This window comes from Nocardioides sp. NPDC006303 (genome assembly GCF_040613175.1).
Classification (GTDB): Bacteria; Actinomycetota; Actinomycetes; order Propionibacteriales; family Nocardioidaceae; genus Nocardioides.
The window spans coordinates 19,169-34,562 of sequence record NZ_JBEXRR010000007.1 but is presented as its reverse complement, the minus strand read 5'-3'; the positions used below and the strand labels follow the sequence as shown (position 1 = coordinate 34,562).

Below are 15,394 nucleotides of genomic sequence, written 5' to 3'. Positions count from 1 at the left end.
TACTTCTTCCGCCGCTCACTGTTGACGGATACGTATGAATAGTTCGAGACAGATATCGAAAGTGATGACAAACGACGGCACAATGAGCCGGGTGGACCCCGCCTCTCCTATCGCTGACACCCGTGCTGCCGTGACTCTCGACGAGCTGCTCGACCTCCTGGACCTGCGCTGCGTCGACGAGTCGACCGCCCGGGTCAGCCACTGGGTCGGGGAGCCGCAGAAGCATCCCGCAGGCAGGCTCTTCGGTGGCCTCCTCCTGGCTCAGGCGCTGGTCGCCGCCGGTCGTGGGATCGGGGCCGACCAGCGGATCATCAGCCTGCAGGCCGACTTCGTCGGCGGCGTGCCGACGGACCGTCCGCTGCACTGGGAGGTCACGGTCGTCTCCGACGCGCCGTCGCTGGCGACCCGGCGCAGCCGGTTGCTCGACGACGCGGAGGAGGAGCTCTTCAGCGCAGTGACGCGGTGGGCGACCGTACGTGCCGACCTGCCTTCCTACAGCTCAGTCCGCCCGGCGCCCGCGCCCGACCCCGAGACGCTGCCGGACCTGGCCGACCGGTTCGGCTCCGACGAGCGGATCCCGCCCTGGTGGCGGCTCCGGCGGCCGGTCCACTTCCGGCACGCGGTGGCCCCGCCGTACTTCACCGTCGCGGAGCCGAACGACCGGCAGACCACCTTCTTCCGGGCGACCGGCCCGCTGCCGGACGACCCGATCCTGCGGGCGGCGCTGGTCGCCTACGTGAGCGACATGAGCATCCTCGAGGCGTCGTTCCTGGCGCTCGGGTCGGCTCGGCACAAGCCTGGCGCCCGGATCCTCAGCCTGACCCACGCACTGACGTTCCATGCCGCCTCCGACCTGACCGGCTGGCACCAGTTCGACTGCCGGGTGGAGTCGATCGCCCACGGACGTGCCCATGGGGTCGGTGAGCTGTTCGACGAGACTGGTCGCCACGTCGCGACCGCGTCGCAGGTCGGCCTGGTGAAGGTGGCGACCGGCCGCTGACCGGTCTCAGGCGGGCGGGGTCGACGGCAGCTCCGGCGTCGGCAGCGCCTCCTCCGAGGCACGCAGCACCGCGTGCAGCGCCGGGCTCCGGTCCTCCTGCCGCCAGGCGAGCTGCTGGAACGTGGGGCGGTCGCACTCGCTGATCCGGACCACCTCGATGCCGGTCTGCACGACGTTGGCGATCGCGGTGTCGAGCGTGAACGTGATGCCGACGCCGGCCGCGACCAGCGCGACCGCGGTCCAGCTGTCCGGAGCGGTCTGCACGATGTTGGGCACGAACCCGGCCTGGGACGCCGTCTCGATGAAGGCGTCGCGCACGCTCGAGCCCGGATCGGCGGGCAGCGCCACGAAGGGCTCGTCCCGGCACTCCGCCATGCTGACCTCCCCACGGCCGGCGAGCCGGTGGCCGGCGGGCACGGCGAGCACGTAGTGCTCGACCGCGATCACGCGGTGTGCCAGACCCTGCGGCTCGATCCGCCAGCGAGCGATGGCCAGGTCGAGCTCGCCGTCCTGCAGCGAGCGCAGCGCCTCGTAGTTGTACGTCGTGCTCTGCAGCATCAGCTCGATCCCCGGATGCTGCTCGCGGACGATCCGGCCCAGCTGGCCGACCAGCACGTGGGAGGAGGGGCCGGCGAACCCGATCCGGACCCGGCCGGTCTCGCCCCGGCCTGCCGAGCGGACCGCTCGCCGCGCGGTGCGCAGGCCCTCGAGCACCTCCTGGGCGGGCCGGACCAGTGCCTCGCCGGCCGACGTCAGCCGGACGCTCCGGGTGGTGCGGTCGAACAGCTGCGCGCCGAGGTCGCGCTCGAGCTGCTTGATGGTGCGGCTCAGCGGCGGCTGGGCGATGTGCAGCCGCTCGGCCGCGCGGCCGAAGTGGAGCTCCTCGGCGACGGCCAGGAACGCTTCGAGATGGTGCAGGTCCATAGGGACAACTCTTGCATCAGTGGGAACAATCATCCAAGGATTAGGTATTGGACGAGCATAAGAAGTCGCGGGATGCTTTCTGCATGACCACCGACATGGCCATCGACCTGCTGCCGCTGGAGGGCATCACCGTGGTCGCCCTCGAGCAGGCCGTCGCGGCCCCGCTCGCCACCCGTCACCTCGCGGACCTCGGTGCTCGCGTGATCAAGCTGGAGCGGGTGGGCGAGGGTGACTTCGCCCGCAACTACGACCATGCGGTGCACGGCCTCGCCTCGCACTTCGTCTGGCTCAACCGCGGCAAGGAGTCCGTGGCGCTCGACCTCAAGTCGCCCGATGGCGCCGAGCTCGCTCGACAGCTGGTCGCCCGCGCCGACGTGTTCCTGCAGAACGCCGCCCCCGGTGCCGCCGAGCGGCTCGGGCTCGGTGCCGAGGAGCTCGCCGAACGGCACCCCCGCCTCGTCGTCGCCGGCATCTCCGGCTACGGCACCGGCGGCCCGCTGCGGGACCGGAAGGCGTACGACATGCTGATCCAGGCCGAGTCCGGGCTGATCTCGGTCACGGGCACCCCGGAGACGGCGACCAAGACCGGCGTCCCCAGCGCCGACATCGCCGCCGGCCTCTACACGAGCCAGGCGATCGTCGCGGCCCTGTTCCGCCGCGAGCGCACCGGCAGGGGCGGCATCGTCGACGTGTCGATGTTCGACGCGACGGTCGAGTGGCTCGGGCACCCGATGTACATGCAGATGTACGGCGGCCGCCAGGTGCCGAGGATGGGGCTCAGCCACGCCTCGATCGCGCCCTATGATTCCTACCCGACCGCCGACGGGGAGATCCTGATCGGCGTCCAGAACGACCGCGGCTGGCGGGCGCTGGTGACCGACGTCTTCGAGCGGCCCGATCTCGTCGACCATCCACGGCTGGCCACCAACCCGCTGCGGGTCGCCCACCGCGAGGAGTGCGACGCGGTCGTCGCCGAGCACACCCGTGGCTTCGCCACCGCCGACCTCGACGCCCGGCTCGCCGCCGCCGGTGTTCCGGCCGCCCAGATCAACGACATGTCCGGCCTGGTCGAGCACCCGCAGCTAGCCGGTCGCGACCGGTGGCGCGAGGTCGACACTCCTGCCGGGCCGGTCCGCGGCGTACTGCCTCCGATGACGTTCCGCGACGTCGAGCTGCCGATGGGGGCGATCCCGGAGCTCGGTGCCCACACCGATGTCGTGCTCGCCGAGCTCGGTCTCGATGCCGCCGCGATCGATCGGCTGGCCGCCGACGGCGTGGTCGGCCGGCCCACCGACGTACCTGTTCCCACCCCTTGACCCGCCCGCACGAAGGAGCACCCATGGAGCCCGACGAGTTCACGTCGATCCTCGACGCCGTCCGCGCGTTCGTCCGCAAGGAGGTCGTCACGGCCGAGGACGAGATCGAGGAGACCGACCAGATCCCCGACCGGCTCCGGCAGCAGGCCGCGGCCATGGGGCTGTTCGGTTATGCCATCCCCGAGGAGTACGGCGGTCTCGGCTTCACCATGTCCGAGGAGGTCCGGCTGGCGATGGAGCTCGGCTGGACCACGCCGTCGTTCCGCTCGATGTTCGGCACCAACAACGGCATCGCCGGTCAGGTGCTGGTCAACTGCGGCACCGAGCGGCAGAAGCAGCAGTACCTGCCCGGGCTGGCCAGCGGTGAGCTGGTGGCCTCGTTCGCGCTCACCGAGCCCGAGGCCGGCTCCGACCCGAGCGGCCTGCGCACGCGCGCGGTCCGCGAGGGCGACGAGTACGTCATCAACGGGCAGAAGCGCTTCATCACCAACGCGATCTGGGCCGACCTGCTGATGGTGTTCGCCCGCACCGGCGACGTCGACGAGGGCGCGAAGAACATCTCGGTGTTCGTGGTGCCGACCGACACCCCCGGCGTGACCATCGGTCCGAAGGACCACAAGATGGGCCAGCGCGGTGCGGTGACGTCGGAGATCTTCCTCGACGGTGTCCGCGTGCCCGCCGAGAACCTGGTCGGCGAGGTCGAGGGTGAGGGCTTCTCCGCGGCGATGCGATCGCTGGCCAAGGGCCGGCTGCACATCGCGGCACTGACCGTCGGCCTGGCGGACCGGCTGATCGAGGAGAGCCTGCGCCACGCCACGACCAACAGCCAAGGTGGCCAGAAGCTGGCCGAGTTCCAGCTGATCCAGGCGATGCTCGCCGAGAGCCGGACCGAGGCGTACGCCGGTCGCGCGATGGTGCTCGAGGCCGCCCGCAGCTGGGACGACGGCAGCGACCGGCGGACGGCGCCGTCGCTGTGCAAGCTGTTCTGCACCGAGGCGGTCGACCGGATCGCCGACCGCGCGGTCCAGATCCACGGCGGCCTCGGCTACATGCGCGAGGTGCCGGTCGAGCGGTTCTACCGCGACGCGCGGCTGTTCCGGCTCTACGAGGGCACCAGCGAGATCCAGAAGCTCATCATCGCCAAGCAGATGGTCAAGGAGTTCCAGGGGTGAGCGAGGAGCCGCGGACCGGAGCGGTCCGGGTCGAGGACCGTGGCCACGTCCGGATCCTCACCCTCGACCGTCCCGAGCGTCGCAACGCGCTCGACCTCGCCGACCGGCTGGACCTGCTCACCGCGCTCCGGGCTGCCGACCAGGAGGCGCGCGCCGTCGTCCTGACCGGCGCGGGCTCGGTGTTCTCCGCGGGCGGCGACATCCGGTCGATGTCGCAGGACCGCGACGTCGCCCGGCAGCGGCTCGAGGTCGTCAACGCCGTCGTACGTCAGCTGGTCACCGGCGACCGGCCGGTCATCGCCGCGGTCGAGGGCGGCGCATACGGGCTCGGCCTCGCGCTGGCAGCCGCCTGCGACCTCGTCGTCGCCGGCCGCTCGGCGACCTTCTCGACGTCCTTCGGGAGGATCGGGCTCGGCCCCGACACCGGGCTCGCCTATACGCTCCCGCGGCGCGTCGGGCAGGGGAGAGCGCGCGAGCTGCTCCTGACCGTACGCACCTTCGACGCGGCCGAGGCCGAGCGGATCGGAGCGGTCGAGACCGTCGTCGACGACGGCACCGCCCTCGACCACGCGGTCGAGCTGGCCTCGCGGCTGGCCGAGCTCTCGGCGCCGATGATCGCCGGCACCCGGCGCATCCTCATCCAGCCCGACCAGAGCCTCGACGGCGTGCTCGCGGCCGAGGCCGACCTCCAGGTCGACCTGCTCGGCGGCCGGCAGTTCGCCGAAGGTCGGGCCGCATTCCTCGAACGCCGGAGGCCGGACTTCATCAGCGCCTGAGCGGGTTGTAGGTCCGGTCGATCCGCGCGAGGCTTCAGACATGACGTCCCCGCTGGTCCGGGTCCACACGTTGACGACGCGCGTCGAGGCGCCGGTCGAGGAGGTCTTCGGGTGGCATCGGCGCCCGGGGGCGATCTGCCGGCTGACGCCGCCGTGGACGCCGGGCGAGGTGCGGGTGGAGGCGACCGACCTCGCCGACGGGACGGCGGTGATCTCGCTCGGCCGCGGTGTGGACTGGGTGGCCCGTCACGATCCTGACGCCTTCGACCCGCCGCACCTGTTCACCGACCGGCTCGCCTCGCTGCGGCCGCTGACGTGGACCCACCGGCACGAGTTCGCCGCCGACGGCGACGCCACGCTGGTCACCGACCGGGTCGAGACGAACGTGCTCGGGCGGATGGTAGACCGGACGCTCGGCTACCGCCACGCTCAGCTGGCCGCCGACCTCGCCGCCCACCACAGGACGTACGCCGCGGGCAGGTCGCTCACCGTCGCGGTCACCGGCTCGAGCGGGACCGTCGGGCGCGCCTTGGTCCCGTTCCTCACCACCGGTGGTCATCGGGTGATCCGGCTGGTCCGGCATGCGCCTGCAGGGGAGGGGGAGCGCCGCTGGGATCCGTCTGCTCCCGGCTCGGACCTGCTCGACGGCGTGGACGCGGTAGTCCATCTGGCCGGTGCGTCCATCGCGGGCCGCTTCACCGCGGCGCACAAGGCGGCCATCCGCGACTCCCGGATCGAGCCGACCCGACAGCTCGCCGAGGCGGCGGCCCGCAGCGGCGTACGCACCTTCGTCAGCGCCTCCGCGATCGGGATCTACGGCGCCGACCGAGGCGACGAGGTCCTCACCGAGACCTCGGCGCGGGGCACGGGCTTCCTCGCCGACCTGGTCGCCGACTGGGAGGCGGCGAGCCGGGTGGACGGGCCACGCGTGGTGAACGTGCGGACCGGGATCGTGCAGACCCCCGCTGGGGGACCGTTGCGGCTCCAGCGCCCGCTGTTCGCGGCCGGCCTGGGTGGCCGGCTCGGGAGCGGCGAGCAGTGGCTGAGCTGGATCGGCATCGACGATCTGGTCGACGTCTACCACCGCGCTGTCCTCGACGAGACCCTCGTGGGACCGGTCAATGCGGTCGCTCCCGAACCGGTCACCGGCCGGGTCTACGCCCAGACTCTCGCGCACGTGCTCCACCGGCCCGCGATCCTGCCCACGCCGACCTTCGGCCCACGGCTCCTGCTCGGCAAGGAGGGTGCCGAGGAGCTGGCGCTGGCGAGCCAGCGGGTCGAACCGGTCGCGCTCGCCGGCCACGAGTTCCGCCACCCCACGCTGGAGGCGGCACTGCGTCACGTACTGGGACGGTGAGGGTCAGGCCTCGCCGCTGAGCAGCAGGTCCGCGGCCACGGAAGCTCCGTCGACCCGGGCCGCGGCAGCCAGCGTTGTCGCCCGCGCGCGGACCTCGGGCGCCAACGCGGCGCCGAGAGCGGCGGTGAGCGACTCGACCGTCGGTGCGGCGCCGTCGTGGGCGACCCCGATGCCGAGCGCGGCCACCCGCCCGGCCCAGTAGGTCTGATCGCCGGCCTGCGGCACCACCACCTGCGGGGCACCGGCCCGGTAGGCCGTCGTCATGGTGCCCGCGCCGCCGTGGTGGACGACGGCGGCGGCCCGGCCGAAGAGTCGCTGGTGATTGACCTCGCCGACGACGAAGCAGTCGTCGCGACCGTCGATGACATCCAGCCCTGCCCATCCGCGCCCGATGACCACGCGCCGGCCGTGGGCGCGGATGGCCTCGACCGCGACCCGCACGCTCTCCTCGCCGACCGTGCGCATGCTGCCGAACCCGACGTACACGGGCTCCTGCCCGGCGTCGAGGAAGCCCAGCAGGTCGGCCGGGAGCGGCCGGTCGTCCTCGAGCATCCAGGCGCCGGTCTGCACGACGTCGAGGCTGGAGGTCCCGTGCCACGGGCCGAGGGTGGGATCGGCCGCGAGGAGGGGACGAGTGGTGAACATGAACTCGGTGACGTCGCTGACCGACGGCAGCCCGATCGAGAGCCGATGGGCGTCGATCGGCTCCTTGAACAGCTCGTTGAAGCCGCGCCCGTCCAGGCCGTCGACGACGTCCGGGCAGAAGAGGACAAAGTGGTAGGGGATGCCTCGCGCCTCGGCGACCGAGGGTGCGACGAACTGCGACATCGCGGTCGCCACGACCACGTCGCAGCCCGCAGCGGCCTCGGCCACGGTGTCGTACTGCGCCGTGATGAAGTCGGTCACCCGCTGGTGACGCTCCTCGGACGTCGGCGGCCGCTTCCAGGACCGCCACGGCTTCAGGAAGGGCACGTGCGGCACACCCTCTCGCGCCAGCAGGTCGACGAACTCCTCGTCCGGCGGCGCGCACATCCGCACCTCCGCGCCCCGCCGCTGCAGCTGCACCGCGAGCGCCACCATCGGCTCGACGTCTCCTCGCGACCCGTACGTCGACAACAGCACGCGCATCCATGGCTCCGTTCTATGGACATCGGGCCGCGCCCGAGAACGACGGCAGCATAAGGCTCCCGCGCCGCCGGGTCAGGATGTCGGGAGAGCGGTCCTGGTGAGGCTCTCGGAGATCTCCCACAGCCGGGCGGCGTCCTCGGCGACCAGCGGTCGGTAGAGCGCCTGCTCGGCGGGGGCGCCGCCGAGGTGCCCGGGCCCGCTGGGGCCGTACAGCCGGCCACCGGTTGCCTCGGGCGAGGTGGCGGCCAGCAGCGCGGGTAGGGCGGCGGTCTCGGGGGTGCCGAGGAGGATCCCGCGGGCCGAGAGCCAGCGGATCATGCGTACGGAGAGGGTGTCCGTCGTGCGGCCGATCTCAGGGCGAGCAGCCAGCAGGTTGGTCGGCGCGACGCCGGGGTGGGAGAGGTTGCTGGTGATGCCCCATCCGTTGGACCGGCTGCGCCGGTCCAGCTCGAGCCCGAAGAGACCGAGGGCGATCTTGGACTGGCTGTAGGCCTTCATGTCCTCATAGCTCTGCTCCCAGTTGGGGTCCTCCCAGTTGACCGCGCCGCGCCTGGCGGCGACGCTGACCTGGGACGTCACCCGGGCCTGCCCGGCTCGCAGCAGCGGCAGGATCCGGGCGACGAGGGCGAAGTGGCCGAGATGGTTGGTGCCGAACTGGAGCTCGAACCCGTCGGCAGTCGTCTGCCGCTCCGGCGGTGTCATCACGCCGGCGTTGTTGATCATCAGGTGGAACGGCTGGTCCTCGCCCAGCAGCGTCTCGGAGAGCGCCGCCACCGACGACAGCGAGGACAGGTCGAGGTCGCGCAGCGAGATCCGGGCCTCCAGGACGTGTCCGCGGATCGTGGCCAGCGCCTTCTCGCCCTTGCCGGCGTTGCGTACCGGCATCACGACCTCGGCCCCGGCCGCCGCCAGCCGGGTGGCCATCACCAGGCCCATGCCGTCGCTGGCCCCGGTGACCAGGGCTCGCTTGCCGGACAGGTCGGGGATCGTGATGTCGATGGGTCGACGTGGCATCGGTCTGCTCCTGGAGAGTGGCTCTTCGGTCGGATCCATCCTCGGTCGCCCACCAGCATCTATCCAGGGTCTGCCGATCCCAGCCTGCGACGGCAGCGCATGGGCCCGGCCCGCGGCGGGTACGTCGACAGGGTGAGCAAACGGGACCGCGACGTGGTGCGGCGTCTGCTGGACGCCGGCGGCACGACGTACGCCGAGGAGGCCGGCATCCGGCTCCGGGACAAGCCGTCCCCGCTGTACCGCCTCCTCGTTCTGGCCATGCTCTCCTCGACCCGGATCTCGACCGACATCGCGGTCGCCGCGGCCCGGGAGCTGTCGGCCGCCGGATGGCGTACGCCGCACCGGCTGCTCGACTCGACCTGGCAGCAGCGGGTGGATGCCCTCGGCCGGGCCCACTACCGCCGCTACGACGAGGGCACCGCGACCAAGCTCGAAGAGCAGGCGCAGTGGCTGCTGGAGACCTGTCGCGGCGATCTGCGCCGGCTCCGCCCGACCTCGCCCGACGATGTCGACGCGTTGATCGACGCACTCACCGACTCGCCCCGCATCGGCCCGGTGGGCGCCCGGATCTTCTGCCGTGAGGTGCAGGACGTGTGGCCCGAGCTGTCGCCCTTCCTCGACGGCCCGCTCCTCGACCAGGCTCGCGACCTGGGCCTGCCTGACGACCCGGAAGAGCTCGCTTCGCTGGCCCCCGGTGGACGCTGTGCCCCGCTCGCCGCGGCGCTCACTCGAGCACGTCACGGACTTCCCGAGCTCGAGGAGACCTGAGGCAGTCCCGCTGTGCGCGGTGATGCCGCTTAGGATCACCGCATGGTCAACGGGGAGTCGAAGAACGCGCCGAGCATGGCAGATGTCGCGGCCCTGGCAGGGGTCTCGCACCAGACCGTGTCCCGCGTCGTCAACGGCTCCGACGCCGTACGCGGCGACACCCGCGACCGGGTGCTGGCGGCGATCGACGAGCTGGGCTACCGGCGCAACAAGTCGGCGCGTGCTCTGGTGACACGGAAGTCGGGACGGCTGGGCCTCCTCTACACCCAGCCGCACCTCTATGGGCCGGGCACGCTGGCCGCCTCGGTCCACCAGGCCGGTCAGCGGGCCGGCTACGACATCATCCTGAGCCCGGTGCCGCACCTGGAGGCGACGTCGGCGGAGCGGGCGATCGAGGCGCTGCTCGACGACGCGGTCGAGGCCGTGCTCCTCGGCGTCTCGCACCAGTCGTTCGAGGACCTGGTCGCCCAGCTCACGGAGACGGTCGAGGTCGTGATGATCCACAGCGACCCGCCGGCGGGAGTGCGCTCGGTGGGGATCGACCAGCACGCCGGAGCCGTGCTGGCCACGCAGTATCTGCTGGACATCGGCCACCGCAACATCGCCCACGTGGCCGGTCCGGTCGGCTGGATCGACGCCCGGCAGCGCCGGGAGGGGTGGCTGGCCGCGCTCCGGGACAGTGATGTGGAGCCCGGGCCCGAGATCTTCGGGGACTGGTCGAGCAAGAGCGGTTACGAGGCCGGGGCCCAGATCGCCCGGGACCCCTCGGTCACCGCGGTCTTCGCGGCCAACGACTCGATGGCGCTCGGCGTGATCCGCGCGCTGCACGAGGCCGGCCGCCGGGTCCCGCAGGACGTGAGCGTCGTCGGCTTCGACGACGTCCCGGACGCCGCGTACCTCTGGCCGCCACTGACCACCGTCCGGCAGGACTTCGCCTCGCTGGGCGAGCTCGCGGTCGAGGTGGCCATCACGGCCATCGCCGAGGGGACCGTCGAGGTGCCGCCGCTGCTGGCGCCTGAGCTGGTCGTGCGTTCCTCGGCCGCGCCGCACCCGCGCGACTAGCCCTTCCACACAGAGCTCTGCCAGGAACACGTCGGTAACCCGCTCGTCATATGTTAGCGTTCACATCGCCTCGAACCCCACCCCGAGCCGTCGGGCAGAAACGGAGCCGTGATGACGCAGCGAGCAGGGCACCTGCCTGACCTCGGAGAGACCGCGCTCGGCATCGAGCTGGGCTCCACCAACATCAAGGCGTGCCTGATCGGGCCCGACCACGCCACCGTCGCGACCGGTTCCCATCTGTGGGAGAACGAGCTCGTCGACGGCCTGTGGACCTACTCGCTCGAGGCGGTCTGGGCCGGCGTGCAGGGCGCGGTCGCCGCCCTCGGCGACGAGATCGAGCGCCGCTACGGCACCCGCCCGGCCACGTTCGGGTCGATCGGGGTCTCGGCGATGATGCACGGCTACCTTGCCTTCGACGATGCCGGCGAGCTGCTGGTGCCCTTCCGCACCTGGCGCAACACCAACACCGCCGTCGCCGCCGCCGAGCTCTCGAAGATCTTCGGCACCAACATTCCCTTGCGCTGGTCGGTCGCCCACCTCTACCAGGCGATCCTCGACGACGAGCCCCACCTGCCCGAGATCGCCTCGCTGACCACGCTCGCGGGCTACGTCCACCGGGCGCTGACCGGCAACCACGTGCTCGGCGTCGGCGACGCCTCCGGTGTCTTCCCCATCGACCCGGCCACCGGGACCTACGACCAGCGGATGCTCGAGCAGCTCGGTCACCTCGCCGCCGCCAAGCGTCCTGGTCTGCAGGTCGAGGGGCTGCTCCCGCAGGTCCTCCCGGCAGGTGCCGACGCCGGCCGGCTCACCCCCGACGGCGCCGCGCTGCTCGACCCCACCGGCACGCTCCAGCCGGGCATCCCGCTGTGTCCGCCCGAGGGCGACGCCGGCACCGGGATGGTCGCCACCAACTCTGTCGCCAAGCGCACCGGAAATGTCAGCGCCGGCACCTCGATCTTCGCGATGGTCGTCCTCGAGGCGCCGCTGGCCACCGTCCACCACGCCATCGACATCGTCACCACCCCGGCCGGCGACCCGGTCGCGATGGTGCACTGCAACAACGGTGCCAGCGAGCTCGACGCCTGGGCCGGGGTCTTCGGTGAGTTCGCCGCCGCGCTCGGTCACCCCTGCGAGCCCGACGCCGTCTTCGGCGCCCTGCTCACCGCGGCCCTGAACGGCTCGCCCGACGGCGGCGGCCTGCTGGCCTACAACTACCTGGCCGGCGAGCCGATCACCGGCCTCGACGAGGGCCGTCCGCTGTTCGTACGCACCCCCGGCAGCCGTCTCGACCTCGCCGGCTTCGCCCGTGCCCAGGTCTACGGCGTCTTCGGCACCCTCGCCCTCGGCATGCGCGTACTCGCCGACCAGGGCGTCCAGATCGACGCGATGTTCGCCCACGGTGGCCTGTTCCGCACCGCGGGCGTCGCGCAGCGGCTGCTCGCCGCCGCCATCGGCGCCCCGGTCGCCGTCGGTCGCACCGCCGGCGAGGGCGGTGCCTGGGGGATCGCGGTCCTGGCTGCGTACGCCCGGGCCGCCGAGGCCGAGGGCGACCTCAGCCTGAGCGCCTATCTCGCCGAGCGCGTCTTCGGCGACATCGACCTCGAGGTCGTCGAGCCGGACGCCGCCGACCTCGCCGGGTTCCGGACCTACCTCGATCGCTACGAGGCCGGCCTGGACATCGAGCGCGCCGCCGTGGCCTCGCTCGCCCCCACCGCAGACATCGCAGACAGCGCACGAGACGTACAAGAAGGAGACCAGTGATGACGGGCATCCCCACCGCTCTTCGCGCCGCCGTCGACGCCGCCAAGGAGCGCGTCGCCGCGCTGCACGCCGAGCTGCCCCGCTGGGAGCTGGTCGTGTGGACCGCCGGCAACGTCTCCGAGCGCGTACCGAACCCGGATGGTGAGGACCTGCTGGTCATCAAGCCCTCCGGGGTCGCCTACGAGGACATCACCGCCGAGGCGATGGTCGTGTGCGACCTGGCCGGCAACCTCGTCGAGGGCGAGCGGTCGCCGTCCTCCGACACGGCCGCCCATGCGTACGTCTATGCCAACATGCCCGAGGTCGGGGGAGTGGTCCACACCCACTCCACCTACGCCACCGCCTGGGCCGCCCGCGGGGAGGAGATCCCCTGCGTGCTCACGATGATGGCCGACGAGTTCGGCGGACCGGTGCCGGTCGGCCCGTTCGCGATCATCGGCGACGACTCGATCGGGCGCGGCATCGTGGAGACGCTGCGGGAGTCCCGCAGCCCCGCGGTGCTGATGCGGAACCACGGTCCCTTCACCATCGGCAAGGACGGCCGCTCGGCGGTCAAGGCCGCGGTGATGTGCGAGGAGGTCGCCCGCACGGTGCACATCGCGCGCCAGCTCGGCCAGCCGCTGCCGATCGACCAGGGCCACATCGACTCGCTCTACGACCGCTACCAGAACGTCTACGGCCAGCACTGAGCTGCCCGCCCCGACCCACATCTCAGCACTGGAAGGACCCCCACATGAGCAAGCCCACAGAGCCGAAACCCTATGGCGACCGCGAGGTCTGGTTCTTCACCGGCAGCCAGGACCTCTACGGCGAGGAGACCCTTCGTCAGGTGGCCGAGCAGTCCCAGGAGGTCGCCCGCGCCCTCGACGCCTCCTCGGACGTACCGGCGAAGGTCGTGTGGAAGCCCGTCCTGAAGGACTCCGTGGCGATCCGCCGCGCGATGCTCGAGGCCAACTCCGACGACAACGTCCTCGGCGTCATCACCTGGATGCACACCTTCAGCCCGGCCAAGATGTGGATCGCCGGTCTGGACGCGCTCCAGAAGCCGCTCCTGCACCTGCACACCCAGGCCAACGTCGAGCTCCCCTGGTCGGAGATCGACATGGACTTCATGAACCTCAACCAGGCGGCCCACGGCGACCGTGAGTACGCCTACATCGCCACCCGCCTCGGCGTCGCCCGCACCACCGTCGTCGGCCATGTCTCCAACCCGGCGGTCACCCGCCGCGTCGGCACCTGGGTCCGCGGCGCCGCCGGCTGGGCCGCCACGCACGGGCTCAACCTGGTCCGCTTCGGCGACAACATGCGTAACGTCGCGGTCACCGAGGGCGACAAGACCGAGGCCGAGCTGCGCTTCGGCGTCTCGGTCAACACCTGGGGCGTCAACGACCTGGTGGCAGCCGTCGAGGCCGTCGACGAGGCCGCCGTGGACACGCTCGTCGCCGAGTACGAGGACCTCTACGACGTGGTCCCCGAGCTCCGCAAGGGCGGCGAGCGCCACGACTCGCTGCGCTACGCCGCTCGTCAGGAGATCGCCATGGAGGCGTTCCTGGTGGAGCGCGACGCGAAGGCGTTCACCACCAACTTCGAGGACCTCGGCGGCCTGCGCCAGCTCCCCGGCATCGCCGTACAGCGGCTGATGAGCAAGGGCTACGGCTTCGGCGCCGAGGGCGACTGGAAGACCGCGGTCCTGGTGCGGGCCGCGAAGGTGATGGGGGAGGGGCTGCCCGGTGGCGCCTCCCTGATGGAGGACTACACCTACGACCTCACCCCCGGCGCGGAGGTCATCCTCGGCGCCCACATGCTCGAGGTCTGCCCCTCGCTGACCACCTCCACCCCGCGGGTCGAGATCCACCCGCTCGGGATCGGCGACCGCGAGGACCCGGTCCGGATGGTCTTCGACGCCGACGCCGGCGAGGGTGCCGTGGTCGTCTCCCTGGCTGACATGCGCGACCGCTTCCGGCTGACCGCCAACGTGGTCGACGTCGTCCCCCCGACGCAGGCGCTGCCCAACCTGCCGGTCGCGCGCGCCGTCTGGGCGCCGCGTCCCGACTTCGCGACCTCGGCCGAGGCCTGGCTGACCGCCGGCGGCGCGCACCACACGGTGATGTCGACCGCCGCCGGGATCGAGGCCTTCGAGGTCTTCGCCAACATCGCCCGCACCGAGCTGCTGGTCATCGACGAGTCCACCACCCGCCGCGGCTTCGCCGACCAGGTGCGGTGGAACCAGGTGTTCTATCGCGTGGCGCAGGGCCTCTGAGCGATCGGTGCACTCACCGAACCTTGGTGAGTGCACCGATCGCGCACCTGCACGATCCGTGCGGCGAAGTAGCGGATCCGGGTGCACGAATCGTTCACGATCGCCTGGGAATGGATCATCGTCGCCGGTCGCGAATCTGGTAGATGCGCTGGACGGAGACACCGGCGATCTCCGCGAGATCCTTCGCGGTGTGGCCGTCGAGGATGGCTTCGCGTACGCAGGCTGCCCAGAAGCTGTCGCGTCGGGAGGCCTCGCGTTGCGCGATCTCGCGATCGGCCTTTGCTTGTTCGACCACGACCTTCCAATCGCGCGGTGCGATGGCGATCGCGTCGTCGGGCCACCCTCCGCCGGCGGCGCTCAGGACCGTCCAGCCGGATAGGTCGAGAGCGTCCGCGGCCGTGCTCGAGACGGCGAGCTCGGCCAGGAGCTCGCCATCGTCGTTCCTCACCTGCACCGAGTCGGTCGAGCTTCCTTCGTGGTTGACGAGGGCCGCTCTGAACCGTGTTTCGCGGACGACACCGAACGGCGAGCCGACGACGACGGTCTCGATCGGCGCCCATCCGATCTCTCGTAGGAGATAAGTGATGCGATGTTCAGGAGAGATGAACGGGTCTGGGTCGGGCCCGCCCGGACGCAGTGCCGACGTGATCGTTTCCGCTGGGGTCGCCGGCGCCGATGCGGGCAGGTCACCACTCGGCACAATCTCGATGACGATCTCTTCGGGTTCGTGCTGTGTGATCGTCGCGAGTGCTGTGAATCCCATGTCCAGATTATAGCGCGCTTTAAAATCAGGGAACGACGCGACTGTGTTGGTCTCGACACGGATTCGTTCGTTCCTCACGAACCCGGCTCG

Annotated in this window: 14 protein-coding genes; 10 read left to right on the top strand and 4 right to left on the bottom strand. The window is 71.4% G+C overall.

Features of this window, described 5'->3' with window-relative positions; translation table 11 throughout:
• The first annotated feature begins 130 nt into the window (after positions 1–130).
• A complete protein-coding gene (locus ABZY89_RS07820; protein WP_355226076.1) occupies positions 131–1,000 on the top strand; it encodes an acyl-CoA thioesterase domain-containing protein in 870 nt (289 codons plus the stop codon).
• A 6-nt stretch (positions 1,001–1,006) separates the two neighbouring features.
• Here the strand turns inward: ABZY89_RS07820 and ABZY89_RS07815 are convergent, their stop codons facing one another.
• Positions 1,007–1,924: a LysR substrate-binding domain-containing protein gene (locus tag ABZY89_RS07815; RefSeq protein ID WP_350659837.1), complete on the bottom strand. Its 918-nt coding sequence runs from the start codon at positions 1,922–1,924 to the stop codon at positions 1,007–1,009.
• An 83-nt stretch (positions 1,925–2,007) separates the two neighbouring features.
• Between ABZY89_RS07815 and ABZY89_RS07810 the strand changes: the two genes are divergently transcribed.
• Genes ABZY89_RS07810 through ABZY89_RS07795 form a run of 4 tightly spaced genes read left to right on the top strand, consistent with a single transcriptional unit; the run spans position 2,008 to position 6,545 of the window.
• Positions 2,008–3,240: a CaiB/BaiF CoA-transferase family protein gene (locus ABZY89_RS07810; protein ID WP_355226074.1), complete on the top strand. Its 1,233-nt coding sequence runs from the start codon at positions 2,008–2,010 to the stop codon at positions 3,238–3,240.
• Between the two features lie 23 nt (positions 3,241–3,263).
• Positions 3,264–4,412, top strand: a complete 1,149-nt coding sequence (locus tag ABZY89_RS07805; protein ID WP_355226073.1) for an acyl-CoA dehydrogenase family protein — start codon at positions 3,264–3,266, stop codon at positions 4,410–4,412.
• Positions 4,409–5,188 (top strand): enoyl-CoA hydratase-related protein, encoded by a 780-nt coding sequence (locus ABZY89_RS07800; RefSeq protein ID WP_355226072.1) that lies wholly within the window; start codon positions 4,409–4,411, stop codon positions 5,186–5,188. The genes ABZY89_RS07805 and ABZY89_RS07800 overlap by 4 nt, the downstream gene beginning before the upstream one ends.
• Positions 5,189–5,228: 40 nt before the next feature.
• Positions 5,229–6,545 (top strand): TIGR01777 family oxidoreductase, encoded by a 1,317-nt coding sequence (locus tag ABZY89_RS07795; protein ID WP_355226070.1) that lies wholly within the window; start codon positions 5,229–5,231, stop codon positions 6,543–6,545.
• Between the two features lie 3 nt (positions 6,546–6,548).
• On the opposite strand, the gene ABZY89_RS07790 is transcribed toward ABZY89_RS07795, so the two are convergent.
• Both ABZY89_RS07790 and ABZY89_RS07785 read right to left on the bottom strand, forming a co-directional pair.
• Positions 6,549–7,673, bottom strand: coding sequence for a glycosyltransferase (locus ABZY89_RS07790; protein ID WP_355226068.1), 1,125 nt, complete (start codon positions 7,671–7,673; stop codon positions 6,549–6,551).
• Positions 7,674–7,745: 72 nt separating this feature from the next.
• Positions 7,746–8,687, bottom strand: coding sequence for an SDR family oxidoreductase (locus tag ABZY89_RS07785; protein WP_355226067.1), 942 nt, complete (start codon positions 8,685–8,687; stop codon positions 7,746–7,748).
• Positions 8,688–8,819: 132 nt separating this feature from the next.
• Between ABZY89_RS07785 and ABZY89_RS07780 the strand changes: the two genes are divergently transcribed.
• The 5 genes from ABZY89_RS07780 (at position 8,820) to araA (ending at position 14,541) form a co-directional block, all read left to right on the top strand.
• Positions 8,820–9,455 carry an endonuclease gene (locus ABZY89_RS07780; RefSeq protein ID WP_355226065.1) on the top strand — a complete coding sequence of 212 codons (636 nt, stop codon included), beginning with the start codon at positions 8,820–8,822 and terminating at the stop codon, positions 9,453–9,455.
• Between the two features lie 42 nt (positions 9,456–9,497).
• A complete protein-coding gene (locus tag ABZY89_RS07775; protein WP_355226063.1) occupies positions 9,498–10,517 on the top strand; it encodes a LacI family DNA-binding transcriptional regulator in 1,020 nt (339 codons plus the stop codon).
• Between the two features lie 111 nt (positions 10,518–10,628).
• Complete coding sequence (locus tag ABZY89_RS07770; RefSeq protein ID WP_355226062.1) at positions 10,629–12,281, top strand: FGGY-family carbohydrate kinase; 1,653 nt, start codon at positions 10,629–10,631, stop codon at positions 12,279–12,281.
• Positions 12,281–12,970, top strand: coding sequence for an L-ribulose-5-phosphate 4-epimerase (locus ABZY89_RS07765; protein WP_355226060.1), 690 nt, complete (start codon positions 12,281–12,283; stop codon positions 12,968–12,970). The genes ABZY89_RS07770 and ABZY89_RS07765 overlap by 1 nt, the downstream gene beginning before the upstream one ends.
• A gap of 44 nt (positions 12,971–13,014) precedes the next feature.
• A complete protein-coding gene (gene araA / locus ABZY89_RS07760; protein WP_355226057.1) occupies positions 13,015–14,541 on the top strand; it encodes an L-arabinose isomerase in 1,527 nt (508 codons plus the stop codon).
• 115 nt (positions 14,542–14,656) lie between these two features.
• Here the strand turns inward: araA and ABZY89_RS07755 are convergent, their stop codons facing one another.
• Positions 14,657–15,304 (bottom strand): hypothetical protein, encoded by a 648-nt coding sequence (locus ABZY89_RS07755; RefSeq protein ID WP_355226056.1) that lies wholly within the window; start codon positions 15,302–15,304, stop codon positions 14,657–14,659.
• Positions 15,305–15,394: the final 90 nt, after the last annotated feature.